Annotated in this window: 26 protein-coding genes; 25 read left to right on the forward strand and 1 reads right to left on the reverse strand. The window is 50.7% G+C overall.

Translation table 11 applies throughout. The features are described 5' to 3' along the window. The first annotated feature begins 18 nt into the window (after window positions 1-18). Complete coding sequence (locus AC6RNO_RS21040) at window positions 19-1,044, forward strand: ATP-grasp domain-containing protein (protein ID WP_488434336.1); 1,026 nt, start codon at window positions 19-21, stop codon at window positions 1,042-1,044. 209 nt (window positions 1,045-1,253) lie between these two features. Then, entirely contained in the window at window positions 1,254-1,805 is a 552-nt protein-coding gene (locus AC6RNO_RS21045) for a hypothetical protein (RefSeq protein WP_474683980.1), read from the forward strand. Window positions 1,806-1,888: 83 nt separating this feature from the next. Here AC6RNO_RS21045 and AC6RNO_RS21050 read toward each other — a convergent pair whose 3' ends face one another. Next, a complete protein-coding gene (locus AC6RNO_RS21050) occupies window positions 1,889-3,043 on the reverse strand; it encodes a polysaccharide deacetylase family protein (protein WP_497106628.1) in 1,155 nt (384 codons plus the stop codon). Between the two features lie 185 nt (window positions 3,044-3,228). Here AC6RNO_RS21050 and AC6RNO_RS21055 point away from each other — a divergent pair, with 185 nt between their 5' ends. From AC6RNO_RS21055 to AC6RNO_RS21165, 23 genes are all read left to right on the forward strand, one after another. Further along, window positions 3,229-3,783, forward strand: coding sequence for a redoxin domain-containing protein (locus AC6RNO_RS21055; protein ID WP_497106629.1), 555 nt, complete (start codon window positions 3,229-3,231; stop codon window positions 3,781-3,783). Window positions 3,784-4,019: 236 nt separating this feature from the next. Continuing rightward, on the forward strand, window positions 4,020-4,466 hold the full coding sequence (locus AC6RNO_RS21060; protein WP_497106630.1) for an ArpU family phage packaging/lysis transcriptional regulator: 447 nt from the start codon (window positions 4,020-4,022) through the stop codon (window positions 4,464-4,466). A 112-nt stretch (window positions 4,467-4,578) separates the two neighbouring features. Then, the gene (locus AC6RNO_RS21065) at window positions 4,579-4,701 is read left to right on the forward strand and encodes a hypothetical protein (protein ID WP_497106631.1); all 123 of its coding nucleotides are present in this window, start codon (window positions 4,579-4,581) and stop codon (window positions 4,699-4,701) included. A 72-nt stretch (window positions 4,702-4,773) separates the two neighbouring features. Continuing rightward, entirely contained in the window at window positions 4,774-5,601 is an 828-nt protein-coding gene (locus AC6RNO_RS21070; RefSeq protein ID WP_474683985.1) for a minor capsid protein, read from the forward strand. Continuing rightward, on the forward strand, window positions 5,576-5,806 hold the full coding sequence (locus AC6RNO_RS21075) for a YqzN/YkzM domain-containing protein (protein WP_474683986.1): 231 nt from the start codon (window positions 5,576-5,578) through the stop codon (window positions 5,804-5,806). The genes AC6RNO_RS21070 and AC6RNO_RS21075 overlap by 26 nt, the downstream gene beginning before the upstream one ends. Next, window positions 5,807-7,270, forward strand: coding sequence for a phage tail sheath subtilisin-like domain-containing protein (locus tag AC6RNO_RS21080; protein WP_497106632.1), 1,464 nt, complete (start codon window positions 5,807-5,809; stop codon window positions 7,268-7,270). 13 nt (window positions 7,271-7,283) lie between these two features. Beyond that, window positions 7,284-7,697, forward strand: coding sequence for a phage tail tube protein (locus AC6RNO_RS21085; RefSeq protein WP_474683988.1), 414 nt, complete (start codon window positions 7,284-7,286; stop codon window positions 7,695-7,697). 14 nt (window positions 7,698-7,711) lie between these two features. Then, on the forward strand, window positions 7,712-8,101 hold the full coding sequence (locus tag AC6RNO_RS21090) for a phage tail assembly chaperone (protein ID WP_474683989.1): 390 nt from the start codon (window positions 7,712-7,714) through the stop codon (window positions 8,099-8,101). 23 nt (window positions 8,102-8,124) lie between these two features. Continuing rightward, the gene (locus AC6RNO_RS21095) at window positions 8,125-8,277 is read left to right on the forward strand and encodes a hypothetical protein (RefSeq protein WP_474683990.1); all 153 of its coding nucleotides are present in this window, start codon (window positions 8,125-8,127) and stop codon (window positions 8,275-8,277) included. A gap of 5 nt (window positions 8,278-8,282) precedes the next feature. Further along, entirely contained in the window at window positions 8,283-10,775 is a 2,493-nt protein-coding gene (locus tag AC6RNO_RS21100) for a hypothetical protein (RefSeq protein ID WP_497106633.1), read from the forward strand. A 36-nt stretch (window positions 10,776-10,811) separates the two neighbouring features. Then, complete coding sequence (locus AC6RNO_RS21105; protein WP_474684114.1) at window positions 10,812-11,453, forward strand: LysM peptidoglycan-binding domain-containing protein; 642 nt, start codon at window positions 10,812-10,814, stop codon at window positions 11,451-11,453. Further along, window positions 11,450-12,457, forward strand: a complete 1,008-nt coding sequence (locus tag AC6RNO_RS21110; RefSeq protein ID WP_497106634.1) for an XkdQ/YqbQ family protein — start codon at window positions 11,450-11,452, stop codon at window positions 12,455-12,457. Before AC6RNO_RS21105 ends, AC6RNO_RS21110 begins: the two co-directional genes overlap by 4 nt. Beyond that, window positions 12,450-12,824, forward strand: a complete 375-nt coding sequence (locus AC6RNO_RS21115) for a hypothetical protein (protein ID WP_497106635.1) — start codon at window positions 12,450-12,452, stop codon at window positions 12,822-12,824. Before AC6RNO_RS21110 ends, AC6RNO_RS21115 begins: the two co-directional genes overlap by 8 nt. A gap of 1 nt (window position 12,825) precedes the next feature. After that, window positions 12,826-13,284: a contractile injection system sheath initiator gene (locus AC6RNO_RS21120; protein WP_497106637.1), complete on the forward strand. Its 459-nt coding sequence runs from the start codon at window positions 12,826-12,828 to the stop codon at window positions 13,282-13,284. Window position 13,285: 1 nt separating this feature from the next. Further along, entirely contained in the window at window positions 13,286-14,395 is a 1,110-nt protein-coding gene (locus AC6RNO_RS21125; protein ID WP_497106638.1) for a baseplate J/gp47 family protein, read from the forward strand. Then, window positions 14,392-14,958, forward strand: coding sequence for a putative phage tail protein (locus AC6RNO_RS21130; protein WP_497106639.1), 567 nt, complete (start codon window positions 14,392-14,394; stop codon window positions 14,956-14,958). The genes AC6RNO_RS21125 and AC6RNO_RS21130 overlap by 4 nt, the downstream gene beginning before the upstream one ends. Before the next feature lie 17 nt (window positions 14,959-14,975). Then, entirely contained in the window at window positions 14,976-18,320 is a 3,345-nt protein-coding gene (locus AC6RNO_RS21135; RefSeq protein WP_497106640.1) for a DUF1565 domain-containing protein, read from the forward strand. A gap of 13 nt (window positions 18,321-18,333) precedes the next feature. Further along, a complete protein-coding gene (locus AC6RNO_RS21140) occupies window positions 18,334-18,657 on the forward strand; it encodes an XkdW family protein (RefSeq protein ID WP_497106641.1) in 324 nt (107 codons plus the stop codon). 1 nt (window position 18,658) lies between these two features. Then, on the forward strand, window positions 18,659-18,793 hold the full coding sequence (locus AC6RNO_RS21145) for a CD1375 family protein (protein WP_497106642.1): 135 nt from the start codon (window positions 18,659-18,661) through the stop codon (window positions 18,791-18,793). A gap of 106 nt (window positions 18,794-18,899) precedes the next feature. Continuing rightward, entirely contained in the window at window positions 18,900-19,301 is a 402-nt protein-coding gene (locus AC6RNO_RS21150) for a phage holin family protein (protein ID WP_474684001.1), read from the forward strand. Continuing rightward, window positions 19,298-19,903 carry a glucosaminidase domain-containing protein gene (locus AC6RNO_RS21155; protein ID WP_497106643.1) on the forward strand — a complete coding sequence of 202 codons (606 nt, stop codon included), beginning with the start codon at window positions 19,298-19,300 and terminating at the stop codon, window positions 19,901-19,903. The genes AC6RNO_RS21150 and AC6RNO_RS21155 overlap by 4 nt, the downstream gene beginning before the upstream one ends. Before the next feature lie 161 nt (window positions 19,904-20,064). Continuing rightward, window positions 20,065-21,657 (forward strand): hypothetical protein, encoded by a 1,593-nt coding sequence (locus AC6RNO_RS21160; protein WP_497106644.1) that lies wholly within the window; start codon window positions 20,065-20,067, stop codon window positions 21,655-21,657. A 169-nt stretch (window positions 21,658-21,826) separates the two neighbouring features. Then, entirely contained in the window at window positions 21,827-22,798 is a 972-nt protein-coding gene (locus AC6RNO_RS21165) for an LCP family protein (protein WP_488434351.1), read from the forward strand. Window positions 22,799-22,825 lie beyond the last annotated feature (27 nt).

Genomic DNA, 22,825 nt, shown 5'->3' on the forward strand with positions numbered 1-22,825 from the left:
AAGGGAGTGCAACTGAAGATGAAGGAAGTCCGTGTATGGTTCAACCGCTGGTTTTCCGTAGCTTATCACTATATGACCATGATTCGCGATAACGAGGATGGCAACAAGTTCCGCCTTTACGGAACGCACCCGGACCGCAACCACATGTCCCTTCAGGCCTGCGATTACGCCGAAACCGAGCCTGCTCTCAAGGGAGACGAGTATGTGGAGTTTTGTCTGGAATTTTGCCGAGAGCACGAAATTGACGTGTTCATTCCGAGGCTGCATATGCTGGACATCGCGAAAAATATCGATCGTTTCGAAACGCAGGGCACGCAGGTGATGGTTTGCCGGGATACCGAATTGCTTGAGCGGATGATGGTGAAGCAGAAATTCTACGAATCGGTTGCCCTGACGCAGGTTATGGAAATACCGGAATATGAAGTTGTGGACAATGCGGAAGATTTCAGAAAAGCGTATGAAAAACTGGCGGCCAAAGGGCATAGAGTATGTTTCAAACCGACCAGCGCCGAAGGCGGAATGGGGTTCCGCATTATTGACAATGAACGGGACGAATTGAATGATCTTTTTGGAGCGGTTCACCGGTATATGTCGATCGATCAGGTCTGCGGCATACTTGCCAAAGCCGGCACATTTGACGAGCTTATGGTGATGGAGCACCTGGATGGCTATGAGTACAGCATCGATTGCCTTGCAACGAAGCATGGAGAGCTCGTTGCAGCAGTGCCGCGACGCAAAGCAGGGGGAAGACTTCGGCTGCTTGAGGAGAACGAGGAGCTGTTAGCCATAGCGAACCGGGTAGCCGCTGCATACAAAATTCCTTACAACTACAACATTCAAATGAAGTATAAGGATGGGGTTCCGAAATTGCTGGAAATTAATCCGCGGATGTCCGGCGGTCTTCACGTTTCCTGTTTATCCGGAATTAACTTCCCGTACCTTGCGGTGCAATTGCTGCTTGATGAAGCGATACCCGTTTTGAAGCCGAAGTATAATATTTTGGCCAGTCATGTCGAGAAACCGATGCTGATGCAAACCTTTTAACGTATAGAATGAAGCGCTCCGGCATATCCTCTTAAAAAGGCGATTTTTTAATAGAGGGTGTTGGAGTGATAAGCGGTATCGTTATCGGTTCGATCGTCGTTGTTCTCATTGTCGTTGCAAGCTCGGAAAAAGCGGAATCTATCATGAATGCGAAAAAGTAGGGGGAACAATCTCCCCGCTTTTACATGTGTTTGCTAAGGGGGAGCCATATGCTGGACTTCACATTTGAAATAATAGATAGCAATACGATAAATATCCGGACGCTCTACGGCACGGAATGGTTTACTTTTAATCTGTATTACAATAATGGGAATTGGACGCTTCACCCTTTCGAAGGCATACTGCTGCAAAACAAGGAGATGTGCCGGCTGGTCGTAGGAGAGCTTGTGAAAAATAAAAATTTTCACGTCTTGTGCGCAAAAGAGAACATTGTAATGTCTTCGATCAGGACGAGCATTAATCTCGATCCCCATACAGAAGAGCGGGAGTCGGTACAATCGGAGAGATTGTCCGATGCGCCGGATCATTTGGATGATTTTATCGCAAGCCATACCATGGAAGAAGTGCTGGAATTGGAAATGAATTTCGTTCAGGAGCGAATCCAGCTGTATTCGGGCATTTTGCAAAAAATGTTTCTGCAGCATTACGGCCCTGGAGACCCCGACTTTGACAAAGTTCAAATGCTGCAGCGTATTTACAAAGAAGCTCATGGCAAACTGACCGAGCTGTGCAATCCGGGAGACCCTCGGAAAAGATTTTAGAAGCAGAGAAGCCCTTCTTCCTTATTTGGAATGAAGGGCTATTTTCTTTAATCGCGCACCCGCATGTGCGGTGGTTTGAGAGATCAGGGACTAGCCCCTGTTTGTTCGATTGAGGGTGTAGATCTTGACAGAAAACTTTGTTTGTTTGAACTATAAAAGATTTGCATTTCTAAAATATTTTTCAGGTCATTCAAAAGAATGTAGGTTTTTCGATTTTGCGACTTAAGCGGCTTGGATAAGTTCAGGAATGGTTGATTATTTTTTAGCACGGTTAGTTGATCAGGGGTGAATATCCAGTGATTGTCTTTAAAATACACATTTATGTTTCCTTGATTATCCCGAATTACGATTCCGCCGATTTGATTGACGGTCTCTCTAAGCGGGACATAGTCGAATGTTTGATATAAATCGATGGACCGTTTAAGGATAGCATTGTGTAAGTTCCAAGGCGTTATCGCAGGGTTGCCGGCACTTATTCTAGGAATTTGCAGAGGATCATCGTTTCTGGTAGCTATTTCGCTGGCAGTAGTGAATGCGTATTTGATTCCGGCCTTCCGAATGAGATCGATTGAAGCCTTATTATAACTGCCAAAGGGGTAAGCGTAAGAATCAATGTTGGTCGATGTAATTCGATTCAACTTAGCGATGCATGCTTGGGTATCGTTGGTAATTCTGCTAGTGTAAGCTTCTTCGGTTTCTTGATTTCCGTTTTCGTCAATCCTTGCGGTCAACATGGGCTCGGTGTTATTGATTTTACGATGGAGCCGATCGGAATGGCATTGTATGTCCATTTGATTTTCTGACATTTCCTTTACGTCTTGTTCAGTAAGAGAGGGCAGTTTGCCGCTAAACGGCTGAGTCAAATCTTGAGTGATAACGAAATTAACCGCAGGAATGCCAAGTTCCTTCAATATAGGGTGCGCATATTCGTAAATGCTCTTGTAGCTGTCGTCGAAAGTCACTAGCACCGCATTATCGGGCACGGGCTTGCCGGTCATGAAATTTTTGAAATCGTCCATGCTGATAAAGTTATAGCCTTTATTCTTAAGAAATTCCAATTGACTTCGAAACAGCGCAGGGGTAATCGTTACATTGCTTTGATCTGTTGGACTAAGATGATGGTATAATAGGATGGCGACCTGATCCCGATAAAAGTAGCTTGAACCTGATGTGGTGGGGGATAGCAATGTGACGCCAATTAAGAGCAATAAGACGATTCTCTTTACAATAGTAACCACGATTACACCTCATGCATATGTGTTGGACTCGGAATATCCTGCGATATAAAGTCTGTTGAACTTTTTGTCGTATTTACTCGAAAATCTCATCTAACATAATAATATATGATAGAAAGAGGTTTGTGAATCGAAAGTATTTTCAAAAACGTTTATACTATATTTAACTCAAAAAAAGAGGTGACATCATGGCAACTATTTATGATTTTACAGTACGCAAGTCCAACGGCCAGCGAATTCCATTGTATGAATTTGAAGGAAAAACCGTCGTGATCATCAATACGGCCAGCAAATGTACGTATACTCCTCAATTTGCCGATCTGCAGCGCCTTTACGATCAATACCGTGCATCCGGCGTGGAATTTCTAGGATTTCCATGCAATCAATTCGGCGAGCAGGAGCCTGGCAACAATCAGGAAGCGGAAGCATTTTGCCAGATCAATTACGGGGTCAAATTCCCAATCTTATCCAAGATTGAAGTCAACGGTCTGCACGCTCACCCTCTATTCAACTACTTAAAGAATACCGCCCCATTCAAAGGATTCGATGAAACGAATATTAACGTAAAGCTGCTAAAAATGATGATAACCGAGAAAAATCCGGAGTGGCTGCCAGGGGACTCCATCAAATGGAATTTCACCAAATTCCTTATTGATAAGCAAGGGCAAGTTGTCGCAAGGTTCGAACCTACCGACGAAATCGACATGCTCTCGCGAAGTATCGAAGCACAGCTGAACAGCTGATAATTATAAAGCTCTCCCGCCGATGAATTCGTGACTGGGAGTGCTTTTTTCACTTTTGGTTGCCGCGGTAGCCGGGAGGGAGCTGCATGCGGTGGGGACAATCGGAAGAGATTGTATAACGACCGGAGGGTTAGTTGTTTTGGGTGGATGAAAAATTTAACAATTTGTGTTGAAAAAATAAACAAAATCGCGTAAAATTTGTTTAGGATAACAAAACAGAAATAGGAAAGCGTGGGATGAGCTTGAAAACAACTCAACTACTGGATCATTTGGAAATAGACCGGAATGCGACAAGAAAACGGGTGGAGGGGGTGCTGGAGACCGCGAGAATTTACCGGCACATCGGCTTCGTACGGCGGGAGACGAAAGTGATCTCCGGCTACGAACCGAGGTTCCACGGAAGCACGAATAAAATCGGCAAAGTGACCGAGCAGGCTGCGGTTTACAACGCGGATACCGAAGAAAAGCTCAGACAGCTGAGCGAGGAGCTGGAACAAGCCTTGCTGTGCCTGGAAAGCAAGGAGCAGGAAATTATTCGCAAACGCTATTTGCAGCGGGAATGCGAATACGATTTTCTGCTCTGCCACGAGGTTAATCTCAGTGAACGGACGTATCGGCGCGTAAAAGCGAGAGCTATCGAGAAGCTTGCTTATATGCTGCGGCTGGAAGTCAGACGGGCTTAACCGGCTTTGGCGGCGGTGCCAGGGGATGACCGTAAGTTGGCCGCTTGTTGGCAGTCCGTTTGGGTTTTATCATGGTATGATCGTAATGTAGACAAATGAGGGAGGCGATCAAGTGGACAAGCAAAGAGAGGGAATAACTCCGGTTAGCAGACCTGAACTGTGCAAAGGCTGCGTCTGGGGGCGCTGGGAAGGAGTGAAGCAGTTTTGCAGCCGGCCTGTGTGCGCCAAGCGGTAAGGTTTGTTTTGAAAAAAATGTTTTGAATTTCAAAACAAACAGAACAGCTGCCGAAAGGAGGTGATCGACAATATGATTACGGATATTGCAGGCCAAATGGCTCTTTATCTTCAATCTGCGGGACAAGGAACGATCGGCAGCGATCTGGTCATCGATACGGTGCCTGAGGCGCCAGGCGAGCTTATCGTACTCACCCACCATGGCGGCAGCGCGGAGTTCAAGCTTGATGCCCCCGATGTGTGGTGCAAGCTGGCCCTTGTGGCCAGAAGCGCAACTCCTTCCGGGGCGCAGGAGCGCATCTGGAATGTTTTGAGCAAGCTGATCGAGCCCTCCGGCGGTCTCATCGCAGTGAACGGCAGGACGTACACCGCGGAAGTTACGGCGCTGCCTGTAATCCAGGATCGCGACGGAGCCGGCAGATACTTGATGAAAAGCGTCATGATCGTGCGGCAGGTCACGGCGACGCAGGAAGCGTGGATCACGGCGCTGGCCGATTTTAGCGCGGCCGTTCTGGGCACGGGATGGCGGGTGTACCGCGGTTTCGCGGGCACCAGCCGGCCGAGCGTGTCCTGGCAGTGCACAAGCCTGCAGCTGGCCCCGTCCGCGGGGGTTGCGAACAGGCTGAGCAAGCGTTATGCCGGGCGGATTTCAGCCCGCACGACGCAGGAGTACGAGCAAGCCGCACAGGCTTTGCTGGATGCAATGGCCGTCCAAAACAGGCTGCGCCTCGGGCCGGAAAGCGGCAGATGGCTGACGATTTCCCCATCCGGAGCAGAGCTCCAGCCGGCCAATCTGGCAACCGGCATATGCACGGTCACGTTAACGGGTCCGCTTGAACGGCCCGGGGACAACACCCCGCCTATAGCCGGGATGCATGTCGAAACAACAATCCAACAATGAGGTGATGAATGTGGAAGAAACGGTCAATAAGACGGAAGAAAGCTTGTATTCCAAAGAAGAGCTGATGGCAAATTCGCTGGAGCTGTTCGCCTGTACGCCGGAGGTTTTGGCGGGGGCATGGCACGGCAGCGCGGAAAGCAGTTTTACCATTGAAGGCACGAAAGAACTCATTCAAAACTTTTTACAAAGGAAGGTGCAGGTATAAATGGCGGGTGGAACTTGGAATCAGACGGATCGTCCCGTATTGCCGGGATTTTATATGAACTTTGAGGCTGCGGCGTTAAGCGCGATCGAGCCTGGCAGTCAAGGCATTGCAGCTATGCCGGTGAAAGCGAACTGGGGACCGGTTCGTCAGTTTGTGGAAATTGTCAGCGAGCAGGGAATCAATGATACGTATGGCACGGATCTGAGCGGAGGCGCGACGGCTGCGGCTGTATTAAAGCTCTCTTTGCTCGGCGGGCCGAAAAAGGTGCTGGCTTACCGCCTTGCGGATGCGTCCGCGGCCAAAGCTGCCGCGATGCTGAAGGACTCGGCCGGGGCCGACGTGCTGAAGCTGGAAGCGAAGTACGAAGGTACGAGAGGCAACGGCTTCACGGTGATCGTGCAGACGAATCCGGTAGATTCGACGAAAAAAGATTTGAAGCTGCTGGAAGGAACCGCTGTGCTGAAAACTTTCACATTTGCCGGCAACTCCGTTCAGGCTGCGGCTGACAGCGTGAATCAGAATAGCGGCAATGTTTGGATCAACGCCACCGTGCTCGCTCCGGGCAACGGAACGCTGGCTGCAGCTGCCGGAACGGCGCTGACCGGGGGGAACTCCGGCACGAGCGGCATTGCGGCTGCGGATTATCTGAATGCGCTGAGCGTGTTGGAAACGCAAGATTTCCACGTTTTGTCGCTGGACGGCGTATCGGATTCGACCATCCAAGCTTCCGTTGCAGCCTGGACTTCCCGTCTGCGCAGCGAAGGCAAAGGCATCATCTCCGTGCTCGGCGGCTCCGCAGCGGACGATACGGCTGCCGATGCCGTCAGCAAAGCGGCGGCGCGAAGCGCGTCCTTCAATCACGAAGGCATCGTGAATGTCGGCGTAGGCGCCGTGCTTGACGGCACGAGCTACAGCTCGGCGCAGATCGCGGCTTACGTCGCGGGCCTGATCGCCGGCAAGCGGCTGAGCGAATCGACGACGTATGCGGCGGCTCCGTTCAGCGACGTCAATCGCCGCTGGACGCGCAGCGAGCAGGAAACGGCCGTGCGCAGCGGGGTGTTCCTGCTGTACCACGACGGCCAGAAGGTAAAGGTACTTCGCGGCATGAACTCGCTGATCAGCCTGCGCCAAGGCCAGAGCACGGCTTGGAAAAAAATCCGCACGATCCGCGTCATGGACGCCATCAACGGCGATTTGCTGCGCACTGCGGAAGACAACTATATCGGCAAGGTGAACAATACCGAGGAAGGCCGCCTTGCGCTCGTTGAAGCGGGCAAGCAGTACATGCTTACATTGTCCCAGGCAGGCGTAATCGATTCCGGCAATTTCAGCGTATATCTCGATCCGTCCTATTACGGTCAAGGCGCAACGCTTAAGCCGGAGGCGGACCAGGTGTACGTCAAGTGGGAAGCGCGTTTGAGCGATGTCATGGAACAAATTTTCGGAACGTTTATCGTAAATTAAGGAGGCAGAAGCGATGAGTTTAGATGCGAGCAGAGTAATTTTAGGAACGTATGGTCAAGTTTTCATCAATGGGGTCTGGCAAACCAACTTTAATCATATGGAAGCAAATGTGGAAATTCAGAAAAAAGAGCTGAACCTGGCCGGCGATCCGTGGGTGCGCCACAAGCGGGGCCCGCTCAAGGGAACCGGAACGATCAGCGGCTTCAAAGTGACCAGCGATATGATCAGCCGCGGCTTTGAGAAGTTTACGCTGATGTCCAAGCTGGACGATCCGGACGCATACGGCTTTGAGCGCATTACGATCAACAATGTGATGCTGGACAAGCTGCAGCTTGTGAACTGGACGGCCGGGGAAGAAGTCAAGGAAGAAATTTCCTTTACTTTCGAAGGCTACACGTTGAACGATCCCATTAAAGCGGTAAACTAGGAGGCTGACATTTTATGACTGATGAGCAAATTTTGCAAAAGCTGCTGGAAGCGGACCAATTGCCGGAAAAAACGCTGACCCTTCCGCGGATCGGCATTCCCGTAACGCTGCGGGGATTGACAGGCAAGCAGGTGTTCTCATTAAGAGAACGCTGCACCGAGCGATCGGACCGCCGAGGCGCCAAAGCGGACAGACTGGACGAAGAGCAATTCAACGTAGCGCTGATTTCGGCTGCAACGGTGTCCCCCAACTGGGGGGACTCCCGGCTGCTGACCAAATATCAGGCGAGCTCGGGCGAAGAGGTCATCAAGCGGATTTTGCTCGCCGGAGAGCTGTCCGCGTTGGGGGACGAGGTATTGGACCTGAGCGGGTTCAACACTTCGCTCGATGAGGTAAAAAACTAATTTCCTCCGGGGGGCTGCCTGCCATGCTTCATTCCATATGGACGCGGCATCATCTGCGCCCCGGAGTTTTCTGGACATTGCCGCGTGGAGAGCAGCTTTTCCTGCTTGCCAGCCTGGAGCTGGAGATCGAGCAGGAGGCCGCTCTCCGGCGGGAACGTGAACGCGCGAGGAGGTGAAAGCGGTGAGTGAAACAGCCGTTCAAGGCAATTTGGCGAGAGTGACCCAAATGCAGGAACGCCTGCGCAGCGCCGCAGACCGGACGAGCCAGTCGCTGCAGCGGATGGAGCAGTATTTTGGGCGTGCCGCATCGGCGGGTACCAAGCTGAGCCAAATTACGGCAAGACCGGCCATTGTGGTCCGGGATTATTTTTCTTTTGCCATCGATCGGCTGCTTCTGCAGCTTGCGAATCTCAGCCGGATGAAAGTGGAGCTGAAGCTGATCGTCAACAATCAGGTGATCGCCAGCGTCAAGCAGTTGAAGCAGCTGCTGCAAGGGTTGGGCGGCTCGATAAAAGTGACCGTGCAAGGCGCGTCCGGTGGTGCTGCCCGATCTGCCCAAGGCGGTGGGGGCGGTGCAGCCGGCGTTATAGGCGATGGCCTCAAGAGCATAGGCGCCGGAATCAAAAGCATAGGCGAAGGGATCGGCAGCATAGGCGACGGGTTCAAGAACATCGGTGCAGGAATCGGCAGCATCGGAGATGGTCTCAAAGGCGTCGGTGACGGAATCGGCGGCATTGGAGATGGCCTCAAGGGTGTCGGTGACGGAATCGGCGGCATTGGAGATGGCCTCAAGGGTGTCGGTGACGGAATTGGCAGCATAGGAGACGGCCTCAAGGGCGTCGGCGACGGAATCGGCAGCATAGGAACCGGGATCAAGGGCGTTGGTGACGGAATTGGCAGCATAGGAACTGGGATCAAGGGCGTCGGAGACGGAATCGGCAGCATAGGAACCGGGATCAAGGGCGTCGGTGACGGAATCGGCAGCATAGGAACTGGCATCAAAGGCATCGGCGACGGAATTGGAAACATTGGAGCGGGAATCGGCAGCATCGGAGACGGCTTCAAAAGCATCGCCGATGGAATTAGCGCTGTAGGAGCGAGCATAGGCAGCATAGGCGACGGCATCAAGAGCATCGGCGACGGAATCGGTAATGTTGGAGCCGGAATCGGCAGCATAGGTGACGGTTTCAAGAGTGTCGGAGACGGAATCGGAAATATTGGAGCCGGAATCGGCAGCATAGGCGATGGTTTCAAGAGCATCGGTGACGGGATCGGAAATATTGGAGCTGGAATCGGCAGCATAGGTGACGGTTTCAAGAGTGTCGGTGACGGTATCACAAATATTGGAGCCGGAATCGGCAGTATCGGTGATGGCTTCAAGAGTATCGGCGATGGAATCAAAAATATTGGGGCCGGAATCGGCAGTATCGGTGATGGCTTCAAAAACATTGGAGCCGGAATCGGTAGTATAGGGGACGGTTTCAAAGGTATTGGTACCGGAATTGGCAGTATCGGCGAAGGAATCGGCACCGTCGGCACAGGCTTTAAAACCTTAGGTGACGGAATCGGCAGCATCGGTACAGCGCTTAAAGGCTTCGGAGCCGCTTTGAAGGAAATTATACAAGCGTTGAGAGGTTTGAAAGACGTATTTAAGGGCTGCGGAAACATATGCGGTTCCGGGTCTAATGCAACCAATCCTACTGCCGGTAGTAAGACAACGTGCGAATGTGGCAAAAATACCACCTCCAAGGCGACAGAAGGAACGGATTCAAATCTTCCACAAAGAACGGAATCGAATCTCGGGACCAGAACAACTCCCACGCCGAATATAAACAATACAGATTCGAAGCCTAATGCTGCACAAACGACTACGCCTACATCTGTCCCGAATTCTTCTCCGAATGTGAACGGGGCACCGCCTCCAGCCCCAAAAACTCCGAAAGTAGGAAAGTGGAAAAAACTGCTAAATTTTGGTGGTAAGACTTTTAAACGGCTCTTTAACGTCGCATCGGAGTTTATTGATCCCGTTGATATTGCTACATCATTTATGGGGAAAAATGGACCTGAATCTATCGTAAGTCCGTCTTCTGGTGCAGATACGGTGCCCCACACCCCAGAAATGCCGAAATCAGGCGGATGGAAGAACTTACTGAAGGGCGGCGGAAAGGCACTTAAATGGTTAGGTAAGGATACGCCTATCGGTCTCGCAACTTCAGTAATGGATATTGTTAATTCCGATAACAAACCAAAAGCAATCGTACAAGCCACCGCAAGTACAGCTTTGGCTTCTCTTGGAGCTAGAGCTGGTACCTCAGTTGTCCCCGTCCTAGGAACAATTATCGGTGCGATATTCGGCGGAATGGCAGGGGATGCTTTGGGTGAATGGGCCGGAGAAAAATGGTTTGGAGACAAAAAGCCCGCAGCCGATAAGGCGGACCAGATCGATTTGGTACCGCAAGATCGTCCGTCCGTCGCTGCGTCTGCCGTTAACGCAATCCCTCCGGCAAATCAAGCCTCCGACCAGCCGATAGATGCAAGCAGCAATTATGACATTAAGGTGGATGGAGTCGCGGTTAATTTCCCGAAAGAAGAAGTGAACAAGGACGAATTAGCCCTAACGATTGGCCGGCAGATCGTGCAGCAAATGAACACGGTTATGCCCAATCTCGCATAAAGTCGTGGTGAACAAACAATGAATAAATATGAAAACATAGATATAACGCTGGAAGATCCGTCTGGAACGAAGCTTCATTTTCCCGTTAATCCGACGGAAATCAATATTCGCAGGGACAAAAGCTTTGAAACGCTCACAATTGTTCACGGCGGGGAGCTGGATGTGCCGCAGGGCGTGAAGGTGAAGGAAATCACCTTCTCTTCCTTTTTCCCCAACCCTGATCAATATGATTCCAGCTATTGCAGGTACAAGCCGCTGCCCGACCCGCAGATTACTATGAATCAATTGAATACATGGATGGAGAACAAGCAGCCGCTGCGGTTAATTATAACAGGCACGGCTGTGAATGTGCTCGTCATGCTATCCGCCCATAACAGCAGCTTCAAGGGCGGCGAGGTGGGCGACGTCTACTTCGATCTTACGTTCCGCACATGGCAGGACTATAAAATCCGCACGCTTGCCGAACGCGAGGGCGGCGATTCGTCCGGCGCACCCCGCGCCGACATCAAGCCCGTTCCTGTCCTGTATACCGTCAAGTCCGGGGACACGCTGTGGGGCATTGCCAAATTAATGCTCGGTTCCGGCGGCCGCTGGCGGGAAATTTACGATGCGAATCAGGAGACGATCGGGCCTAATCCTGATCTTATTTTTCCCGGGCAGGAGTTGGTCATGCCGTGAAATCGCCCGAAAACGGATACGCATACGATGTAATCCTGGACAACAAATATTCGCTGCTTGACGTTATTCACGAGCTGACACTTGAAGAGTCATTGGATGAGATTTCGTACAGAGCGCTTGCAACGGTTGCGGTTACCGACGATTTTCCAGGCGCATCTCCCGGACAGGACATTCGTGTGACAGGGATTCCTTTTGGCGGCAGCGTGGTGCAAAATCTTTTGTCCCCTGCGGTTATTTGGCAGTGCGAGAACAGCTACGGCCAAAGCGACCGCTTGGCCATTACGATATACGATCGAACGATTTATTTGGCCAAATCGGAGGATGAGTATTTGTTTCCGAACGGGACCACAGCGAGCGAACGGATTCGCAAGTATGCGGAGGATTGGAACATTAAGATCGCTTCGCTGCCGGATACGGGCGTTGCCCTCAGTAAAGCGCTGCACCGCGCGGAGTCGATCTACTCCATGATGATGAAGGATTTGAAGGAGACGGCCAAAAAAGGCGGACCGATGTACAGGCCGCGGATGACGGCGAACGGGCTTGAGCTGGCGCAGATCGGCGGAAACGAAACGCTATGGTCGCTGGAGCCTTCCGTGAATGTACAGAGCATCACACAGAATCGAACGCTGGAAGGGACGATTACCAAGGTGAAAGTGCTCGGCACCAAAAACGGCAGCGACGATTCCGCTTCCCAGGTGCTGGCGGTCGAAACCGGGGATACGGAAGCTTTCGGCACTTTGCAAAAAATCGTGCAGGACAGCAGCTACCAATCGGTGGAAGAGGCGAAGGAGGCGGCGCACGCTCTTTTATCCGGCATTCAGGAGACACTTAGCGTAACATCGATCGATGTCAATACGATTCGCGCCGGCGATAAAGTTGACCTGGCCGGAAGCGGGATGGAGCTTATCGCCATGTCGGTGCGCCACGAATTGGGCGATCCCGGCAAAATGGTGCTCGAACTGGGCAGCCCCGCGCTGGTGAGAAGGAGGTATTACATTGAATAATCCGTATAAAAAACTGGCGTCTATACTGGACGCGCGCATGTCCGGCCACGCAGCCGCAGCGGTTACGGGCTTGCCCGCAGAGCTGGGTACGATCACGGCGAACGGGCTCAAGCTGGACAGCTTGAAAACCGAGATCGCGGACTATTACGTCGCAGATTGGGTTGCTAAGCTTCATTTGCCCGCGTTCACGCTGACAGGCACTGTGACCGGCAGCATTTCGGGCCAGGGCACGTTTGCTTTTGATGCGGCGGAAGTGGAGGAGGTTCGGCTGGAGTTTCAGCAGGGCCTAAAGGCGGGCGACCGCGTGCTGGCTATTCCGGTGGAGAGCGGGAACGATGCGGTAATTATTTGCAAGGTGGTGAAATAATGTGCCGAACTTATTTCCTGCTTCGTTAACCTGGGCCGCAAACGCCGGGAATTCAGGCTCGCAAACAGGGACGGTCAAATTCGGGCGCAGTCCCAAATTCGATCATGCCAAGGGCGATTTTGCAACGACCTCTACGGGTAAAATCGCGGAATGCACCGATTCGGAAGCATGGCTGGAATGGTGTCAAAAGGCGCTGCGCACCCAGCGGTATATGTTTTTGGTTTACTCCCGGAATTATGGCCAGGAGTATGAAGATTTGATCGCCCGCGGACTGACCCGCGAAGCCAATGAGCTGGAAATTGCGCGAATCACGACGGAGACGCTGAAAGTCGATCCCCGGACGGCTGACGTCCGCAATTTTTCTTTTCAATGGGCGGACGGGGCTTGTTATTTTCAATGTGAAATTACGAATGTGCGCGGGAAAAAAGCAACGATGACAGAAAGTGTGGTGACAAGTTAATATGGCAGTTTTGCCTGACTATTTAACCGATCAAACCGAAGAGGCGATCCGGCGCCGCATGCTGGACAGCTTGCCTTCGGATTTGGATCAATCGGAAGGTTCGTTTATTTGGGATGCCGTTTCGCCCGCTGCGATTGAGCTGGCGCTTGCGGCGATCCAGGCGCAGGAGGTGCTGCGGCGCGGTTTCGCCGGGACTACCTTCGGCGCATACCTGGATTTGCGCTGCGCCGAGCACGGCGTGACGCGCAGGCCTGCGGTCAAAGCGGGCGGCAAAGTGAAATTTGCCGGAACCGCAGGAACGGTTGTCCCCGCCGGGACGCGCGTGGGAACGGCTGCGGATGCCGTGCATGGGACGGCTTCCGTTATTTTTGAGACGTTGGAGTCTGTTACTCTCGACGGTTCAGGAACGGGTGTCGCGCCGGTCGCAGCCGTCGAGGGGGGCGTTAAAGGCAACGTGCCGAGCGGAGGGATCAGTCTTTTGATCACCTATGTTGCGGGCGTAACCGGTGTAGTCAACGCGGATGCGACAACCGGGGGGATGGATGTGGAGAGCGATGCGACGCTGCTCAATCGGTATTATGCCAAAGTCCGCTCCCCCGGCACTAGCGGCAACAAGGCGGATTATTTGAACTGGGCGCTGGAGGTGCCGGGAGTCGGGGGCGCGCAGGTGCTTCCTTTGTGGAACGGCCCGGGCTCCGTCAAAGTGGTGGTCATCGGCACGGATAGCCGGACTGCTTCGCCTGAAATTGTTGCCGCCGTGCAGCAGTACATTTATCCCAATCCTCCGCTGACAGGCAAAGCCCCGATCGGGGCGATTGTTTCGGTCGTGAAAGCTGTGGAAGTGAGCGTCAACATCAGCGCCCAGCTCACCTTGACGGGAACTCGCACGCTGGCGCAGGTGAAGAGCGATTTTACGGAGGCCGTTCGCAAATATTTGGCTGAGCTGGCTTTTGCCGCCGATCCGACGGTGCGCTATGTGCGCGTCGGCTCTCTGCTTTTGGACATCGACGGCGTGCAGGATTATGCCGGCTTGCAGATCAACGGCGGAACGTCGAACGTCGCAATCGGCGCGGAAAAAATCGCCGTCACAGGGACGGTGACGTTCACATGACAGCTTGGACATCGGCCGGCGGTCCGCGCATGTTGGGCTATCTCCCGGCTTATTATGAAACCTCCCGGGTGATGGGGGCGATTTTGGACGCTCACGGCGGTGAGCTGGACAGGCTTCAATCGGCGCTGCGGGAGACGCTCGATCAGTTTTTCGTCAGCTCGGCGACGTGGGGGCTCGACGCCTGGGAAGCGGAGCTGGGCATCAGCTCCGATCCGGGCAAACCCGATGACCAGCGGAGAGCGGTCATCAATTCGAAGCTGCGGGGCGTCGGCACCGTGACCGTCGACCTGATCCGGAACGTAGCGGAAGCCTACGACCGCGGGGAAGTGGACGTCACCCAGCAGGCGTCCGCTTACCAGTTCACGGTAAGATTCGTGGACACGCTGGGTGCGCCGCCGAATCTTACCGACTTGAAGGCGGCGATTGAGGAGATCAAGCCTGCACATTTGCAGGTGGTGTATCAGTACAAATATTTATTGCTAAACCAAGTTCATCAAACGATGACGATCAACCAAATTCAAACGAGGAAATTGACGGATTTCGCTCCGTTCATGCCTCTCTAAGATGGAGGGAACAATAAATGCCAAGCACGACAACGAATTTGGGCCTCTACAAAAAAAATCCGGCAACAGATGGAAATGATACCTTCGACATCAATACGATGCTCAACGACAACTGGGACAAAATTGATGCGCAGCTAGGCGCTCAGGTTGCAGCAAATCCTGGGGCGACGCCGGTGAACTTGTCGAACGGGCTACAAGTAGTGAACGTCGCGAGAACTTCGCCGTTTAACGTTCTCAACTTAACAGGTCGAACATTGATCAACTTGATTGGTAGAGATGGGAATTTCGAGACACTGACGCCATGGGGCGCCTACCAGGGAATAGTAGCATTAGATACATCAAATTATGTGTATGGCTCCAGCAGTTTGAAACTCACTATAGGATCTGGGTATACTAATGCCGCAGCTGTAGGTAGACTCTTTTCACTTACAGCGGGTAGTTACTACATCCTTGCAGGGCATTTGAAAAACGGAAACTCGTCAACTGGTATGCTTCTCAATATTCCGACCGTTTCTGGTTCTACGACAACTACAGTTTCGGATACGACCAAATTCAATTTCGTTTATTCCGTGTTCAGTCCGACGACCAATTATTCTGGTGTATATGCAAACGTAGCTATCTCTGGCGCCGCATCTCAATACGGATATGCGGACGGCATTAGGGTTTACCAGATCACGGCCGCAGAATATAATGCGATTTCCAGCATGTCAGCAGCACAAATTGCCGCCAAGTACCCATACGTAGACGATGTGAAACACGTTACAGCGCCTTTTATCTATAAGTATGGCGAAAACTTACTCCCGTCGTTTAATGAGTGGTCATTACACTCTAAAGCAACGATTATTGATCCTTACACAGCACAACATATTACAACAGCAACGACAGATGAATCGAGTTTTTCCACTTTACCCGTTATTTCATCTCAATCTTACACACTGAGCAAATCCGGGAATGCCGGAATTGTTATTGCTTGTTTCGATGCAAATAACGTATTCTTTGGAAATCGTTTCATCCTTAAAGCAAATGATGCAACAAATTCTATAACATTTACGCCATATGCTGGAACAAAAACTATCCAAGTATATATGAGTAATATTACGAATTATACGGATATTACTAATACTGGAACATATACGTATTCTTCTGGAACATTCACATTGAGTAATGTTATGGTCAACCTTGGCACAACAGCCAAACCATTCAAACCGCGTAATGACGATTATCTGTTCTTCCCTAATACACAACTAGCATCAAGTTTGGACGGCACAATCTATGACACGTTATTCAAACGCGATGGGAAGTATTGGCGCGAGAATCGTTTTGCGAAAGATGTTGTGTTAGATGGAAATCTTCCTTGGGCGTTAGTATCTAGTCAAACTGGATACAAGACAGTATACCTTCCAGCATACTACACAAATGCCAAAGGTTCAGCAACCCACACAGTTATTAAGTTTGATGGTAAAATTCTCGTTACAACGACGACTTCGACAGACGGTAGCGCAGTTAACCCAGACGGCAGTACCTTCATAACTATTTCGTCCGCTGACTCAGGCTGGGGAGACAATTACACTACCATTTCAACAGCAGAGATACAGGCATATTTTTATGGGTGGAAAATGTTTGATGCGTCAACGTATAACGGCTCAGAACCTAACGCTGTTTACAATGGAACAGGTACAAAAAGATGGGTTAGAATTACGGATAAAGTTACAGCCTCAACAACAGTTCCAACAGCATCATATGCAGGGTATAACCCTTACAAACTCACTTACCAACTTGCCACACCAACATTCGAAGAAGTCGCTGTAGATGGCAACATGTCGTTTCATGAGGGAATGAATCAAATTGATGTTGGAACAGGTATGATCGTACGGGAGAAGGCGAATCCTGTTGATAACGCATCTGGGGCATATACAATTAATAACTGGAATCCTTCATCAGCTACAAAGCGCAGAGTTTCAAGGTTTCTTAATGTATACAAGAATGGAAAGGTAGATTCTAATTGGTTGTACAATTCTTTTGGAACTATACCGAACCCTACCTACGGAGCTTATTTGGCTTATGAATCTTACTCCAACTACGACCTGACCGCCACATACGAAGTGACTTATCTCGCTCTCGACCAGTACGCTATATCCGCACCTGTAACGCAGATCAACGGCGAGTACGCAAGTAACATTAAAACCGTTATCGATGCACTAGCTGCAAATCAGGCAGATGCAGAGGCTCGGTTAAGTACAGCAGAGAACTTGGCGAGACAAGTCTATCAAATGCCAAGACAATCTACGCAAGCCATTACACTATACGTCGATGCGACAAATGGAGCAGATAGCAATGACGGAAGTGCAGGAAAGCCTTTCAAAACGATCATGAAAGCAATTAACAGCGTTCCACAAGTTCTAAATCATGTATACAATATCAACGTGGCAGCAGGTACTTACAATGAATCCGTGAATATTATTGGGTTTATTGGCGGTACTGCAAGTGGGGTACTTTATCTAAATGGGGATACAGCAATTAGCACAAATTTCACAGTTAATAACATACTTGTAAAAGAGTGCACTATACCTATTATTGTAAGAGGTTTTAATGCGTCTACAACTACAGCAATTCCGTTTGATGCATTGTATAGTAGTCTTGTATCGTATCAATATTGTAATACTTCCGCACCGAATACTGGACTAGACGGATTTCATGCGTGGGTTTCTAATGTTGTGGTTGATACATGTCAAGCCTCAAGCAAATACTCTGCTGTATGCGCTGATCAATTATCACATGTGGTTACAAACAACATTATGGGTACAGGAAATATTTTTTCAAGTAGAGCAAATAGTGGTGGTATTATACAAAGAAATGGTACTGAAGCTAGTGGTTCTAATCCTGCCATTGCCACGTATGGAGGGTTGTCGCTACCAACTTCCGGTGTTCTTAACCCTTGGGGAGATAACACAGCAGGAAGTCATTCTACAGCATCTTCCTACCAAAGTTCAGGACAAAGTCTCTCGGCTGGAACTACAACAAAGTTAATTTTTCAAACTAAGAATTGGGATAGCCTTACGGAATATGACAATACAACAAATTATCGTTTTACGGCGAAACATAGTGGAGTGTATCTCGTCTCCGCCAGTATGTTTTTAAGCAATCCCTCATCGAATAATCCGCATTCTGTGGCTGCCTATAAAAATGGTGGACAATACTCAATTATGGATAGTGGAGTGTCAATAACCGGGGCAAATCGGTATGCTAGTGGATCTGTTCAAGTTCAATTAAATGCAGGTGATTATATAGAAATTTACGGGTATTCAACATTGGCGAATACTTTAGTAACTGGAAGCGTATTTAACGTAACTCAAATCGCATAAAGGAGGAAACCGCATGAACGTAGCACAAGCAATCATGCATTTATTCCCACAAGCCAACCCCTTGCAAGATTTCCTCGTCCAAGACGACAGCGACGGTAAAGGTCCATACATCGCGCAATGGAACCTGGACGCGACGCATCCGACGGAGGAAGAGCTCCAGGCGGCATGGGAAGCGTATCAAGCAGTGGAAGCTTCCAAGCCTGCTGTATTAACCGCAGAGCAGCAATTATCGGCGCTGCAGGCTGAAAATGCCAAGCTGAAAAACGATAATGGCGCAACCATGGAAGCTGTGGCAGAGGTTTACGAGATGCTGCTTAAGCTGCAAGGAGGGGAATAGTTTGGTTCAGTTATACTACATGCTCGTCAAAGAAGGCCGGCGTACGATGGATCAGGTGCCGGAACGGCACAGAGCGGATGTGCAGGCTCTTCTCGACGCAGACCAAGATTCGGCGGCTGCGCAAAAGGGTGACTAACCTTGAAGCTTGCTCGCCATACACCCCAAACAGGCTCCCAACCGGAGCCTGTTTCCCATTCAACGGCATGGCCCTACCATGCCGCAGCAGAAAGGAGAAAAAAACGATGAACCAAGCCGTGTTTAACTTCGTTTCGGCGGTGGTCGGGACGCTCATTACGTATGCTTTTGGCGGTTGGAATGAGCTTCTCGGCTTGTTTGTTACCGCGATTGTGATCGATTATGCGACGGGGATTGTCGCGTCGATGAAAGAGCACAAGGGCCTCAATAGCCAGGTTGGCTTTTGGGGCCTTACCCGCAAAGGGCTTATGCTGCTTGTCATCATGCTGGCGCACCGTCTGGATTTGATCATTGGCGGCGATTTGCTGATGACGGGGGCGATTTATTTTTATTTGGCCAATGAATTCATTTCGATTACTGAAAATTACGGACGAATGGGGCTGCCGCTGCCTGATCAAGTGAAGCAAATTATTCAAGTGCTCAGAAACAAGGGGGAAGGTCGTGAATGAGTAATAAGGAAGCGTTTATTTCGCAAATTGTCGGGGCGGCACAGGCGGATATGCGGGAGTACGGCATTCTTGCAAGTGTGACGATTGCGCAGGCGATTTTGGAAAGCGGCTGGGGGCAGTCGGCTCCCGGCAACAATTTGTTCGGCATTAAGGGAAGCGGGCAGCAGCTGACGACCCAGGAATACATCAACGGCAAGTGGGTGCAGATCGTGGACGGGTTTCGCGTGTATGCGAGCTGGGCCGACAGCATTCGCGATCATTCTTTGCTTTTGGCCGGCAATGCCAGGTACCGCGCTGTTCTCCAGGAGCGGGATTATAAGGCGGCTTGCCAGGCGATGCAGAGCGCGGGGTATGCGACGGACCCGCAGTATGCCGCCAAGCTGATTGCGATTATCGATACGAACGGGCTTACCGGCTACGACTCTTGTCCGGAGGACGATACGAAGGGGGAAACAGAGATTATGATGAGCGCTGAGGACGCTAACAAAGTGATCGGCTTTTTATCCGCCGCGTGGCAGAGCACGGACAATCAGGAAGCCAGGGACGAGTTCCACCGGCTTGCCAACGAGCTGCGCAAGGTGTCCGGGCAACCGGCTGAATAAGCTTTTGTTGTGTCCGATTGTACAACTCCAACATAAACTATCTTAAGAGAAAAAGTAGGAGAGGTCAGATAGGAGTCTGCCGCTGAATCTAGCGGGAGGTTGCTTATGCCAGGCGGACTCATACGTTTAGCTCATCAGATTGAGAAAGGAGTTGGAGTTGTATGGCGGACAACAGTTCGAACAGTTCAAGCGGTTCAAGCAGTTCAGGCAATTCAAATAGTTCAAACAGTTCATCATTGGCGCAAACGGCGACAAATTATTTTGTGCAGGAAGGCATCGCGGACGGCAGCCGCCCTCAAGATTACGTCACACGGGAGGAAATGTGGACGCTGCTGTACAGTCAAATGCAAGCCGACATGGCAAAAGGCAAGGTAAGTCTGGCCAATTTTCCAAGGCTGGCCGGGGAGACGACGGATGACGCAAGATTCCAGAGGGCGCTCAATTTTCTCGGTACGGAAGGCACCCTCTATGTGCCGAGCGGCATTTATACGGTGCAGTCAACGATTGCGCCGAAGGTACAAACGATCCCCAATGTTGCGCGCTTAGGCGGGTTCACCATTATGGGCGACAATATGTACACTTCGGTCATCAAATACACGGGTACGGATTACTGTTTCGATTTTACGGTGAATCAAAATCTGGTAGACGCCTTGTCGGTCGTCAATATCCAGATCGATACGACTACGGGCGGGGGTATCCGGCTTCCGCAGGGGGGGCAGCTTTATTTTGACGGATTTTTCCAAAATGGTTGCGCTTCCGGAAAATGGGGCATTTACATGGACGGACAGTTTCAATCCGGATACGGCGTGTATATGATTGAAATTTCACGTTCCCGATTTTGGCGGGATGCTTCGTTGGGTGGTTACCAGGGCCAAGCCATCTATGTGCTGGATTACCATACGCTGAACGTGAAGCAGACATTCATTTCCCAGATGCGATACGACGGGTCGGTCATTGTCATCAAAGACGGCAAGAACTGCTCGTTCCGCGATGTCGCCATCGAGGGCTCGAATACGACTTCCGTCAAGCAGATGATGCTTGAGTTCCAGGGCTTCAACTCCAATATAACGCTGGAAAATTTGTATCTGGAAGGAAACTGGAATACGGGTATTTATTTCGATCCGGCGGGGGCTGCCAAAAACGTCAATGTATACGGCCTGTATGCGTGGTGCTACAACCGAAAGGAGTCTGTCGCGATGGTGACCGGGCCGAACGACAATGTGAACATCGAAGGACTCGTGTACAAGTGCGATTCGAGCGACGGCAGCGTGAATCCGATTATTAACGATGCGCAGAACCGTGTCCGCATTCTCGATTTTATGAACGATTCCCCGCAACCGAACCAGAAAAATCGCTCGATCAAGCAGAGAAGTTTTCAGATGATTACGGACAATTTCCTGGACAATATCATTACCAAAAGAGACAAGTTCGAGCTCCCGTTTTCGCAGACGATCAATACGTTCATCACCCTCCCGACGCCAGGCACGTATTTGCTGTCGGTCACGGTGATGAGAAATGATTTGAACCACGGCAGCACGGCTTACTATATCGTTAGCTATGACGATAAAACGTACGATTTTGCCGATGTGCAGAAGCTCGGAAACACGATCAAAAAAGGGGACGCCCCGTTCATCCCGAGCTTTACCGCGACGGTCAACAGCCAGGGACTGGTGTTCATCAACGGTTCGGGGCCTTCGGCGCAAATCTGGTACTTGTTTTACGGATTTGTGTTACTCGCGCAAACGACCTATTAATGCTCATACCGAGATTCGCAGGGCTGCCGCAGAGGGCAGTCTTTTGTTGTTAAACTAAGGCATTTAGTTAAAAATGTGAGTTTTCGCACAATTTCGTAGCCCGGGAACTTGTAATTGCGCAAATCAAATGATACAATTTGTATCAAAACCTAACAAGGATGTGCAGCATGTGAAACGCTGGAAGATTATCGCGTTAAGTTCTGCTATTGCCAGTACCTTGTTGTTGGGCAGCTGCGCATACTGGGAGCTTGAGCCCGGTCGCCATTTTCAGAAAAGTGAAGTGCCGGTTCTTTCGACACCCGTGGGAACAGCGGGAGACGCTGCGGAAGCGGTCCCTACGGATAATCGCCAGAACCCCGCATCCCCGCAAGCTTCGGCATTCAATGTCCTGCTGCTTGGCATCGATGCCAGGGGCAGCGAGATTTCGCGGACGGATGTCATTATGGTTATACATGTCGTGCCTTCCGAGAAGAAAGCGAACGTCCTGTCGCTTCCTAGAGACACGCGGGTCTATTTGCGCGATGTGGGGTATACCAAAATCAATCATGCCCACGCTGTCGGCGAAGCGAAAGGGGGGAATCATCAAGGAACGGAAGAGGCGATGCAGGCCGTTAGCGATTTTTTGAAAATACCGATTAATTACTATGTGAAAACGAATTTTCAGGGATTCGAGCATTTTATCGATGCGGTCGGCGGCGTTGATGTGGATTTGCCAAAGCAGCTGCATTTGCGCAGTACCCAAAAGGATTTGCCGGCAGGCAAACAAAGATTGGACGGCGCTATGGCGCTCAGCCTGGTCAGAGAGCGTTGGGCTTTCCCCGACGGAGACTTCGGACGACAAAACGAACAGTATCAAGTGCTGCGCAATATCGCAGCCGAAGCGCTTGCCCCCCAAAATATGAAAAAGACAGTCGAACTTGTCACGTCCATGAAAAAAGATATCATTGACACCAATTTTCATGACAGCGATATCATAAGCTTGGCATGGATGCTGGAAGGCATGAAAGAGTCCGACTTTCAATACGCGCAAATTCCCGGCCAAAGCGGATACAATGAAGACCCGTTGGTCCATGCCCAATTGTATTACTGGCTGCCCGACATGGCAAAGGTCAAGGAAATCGTTGAAAAGCTGTTTTCCTGAGACCGCGGTTAACTAAAGCAAAGGAGT

This window comes from Paenibacillus sp. sgz302190 (assembly GCF_059820445.1).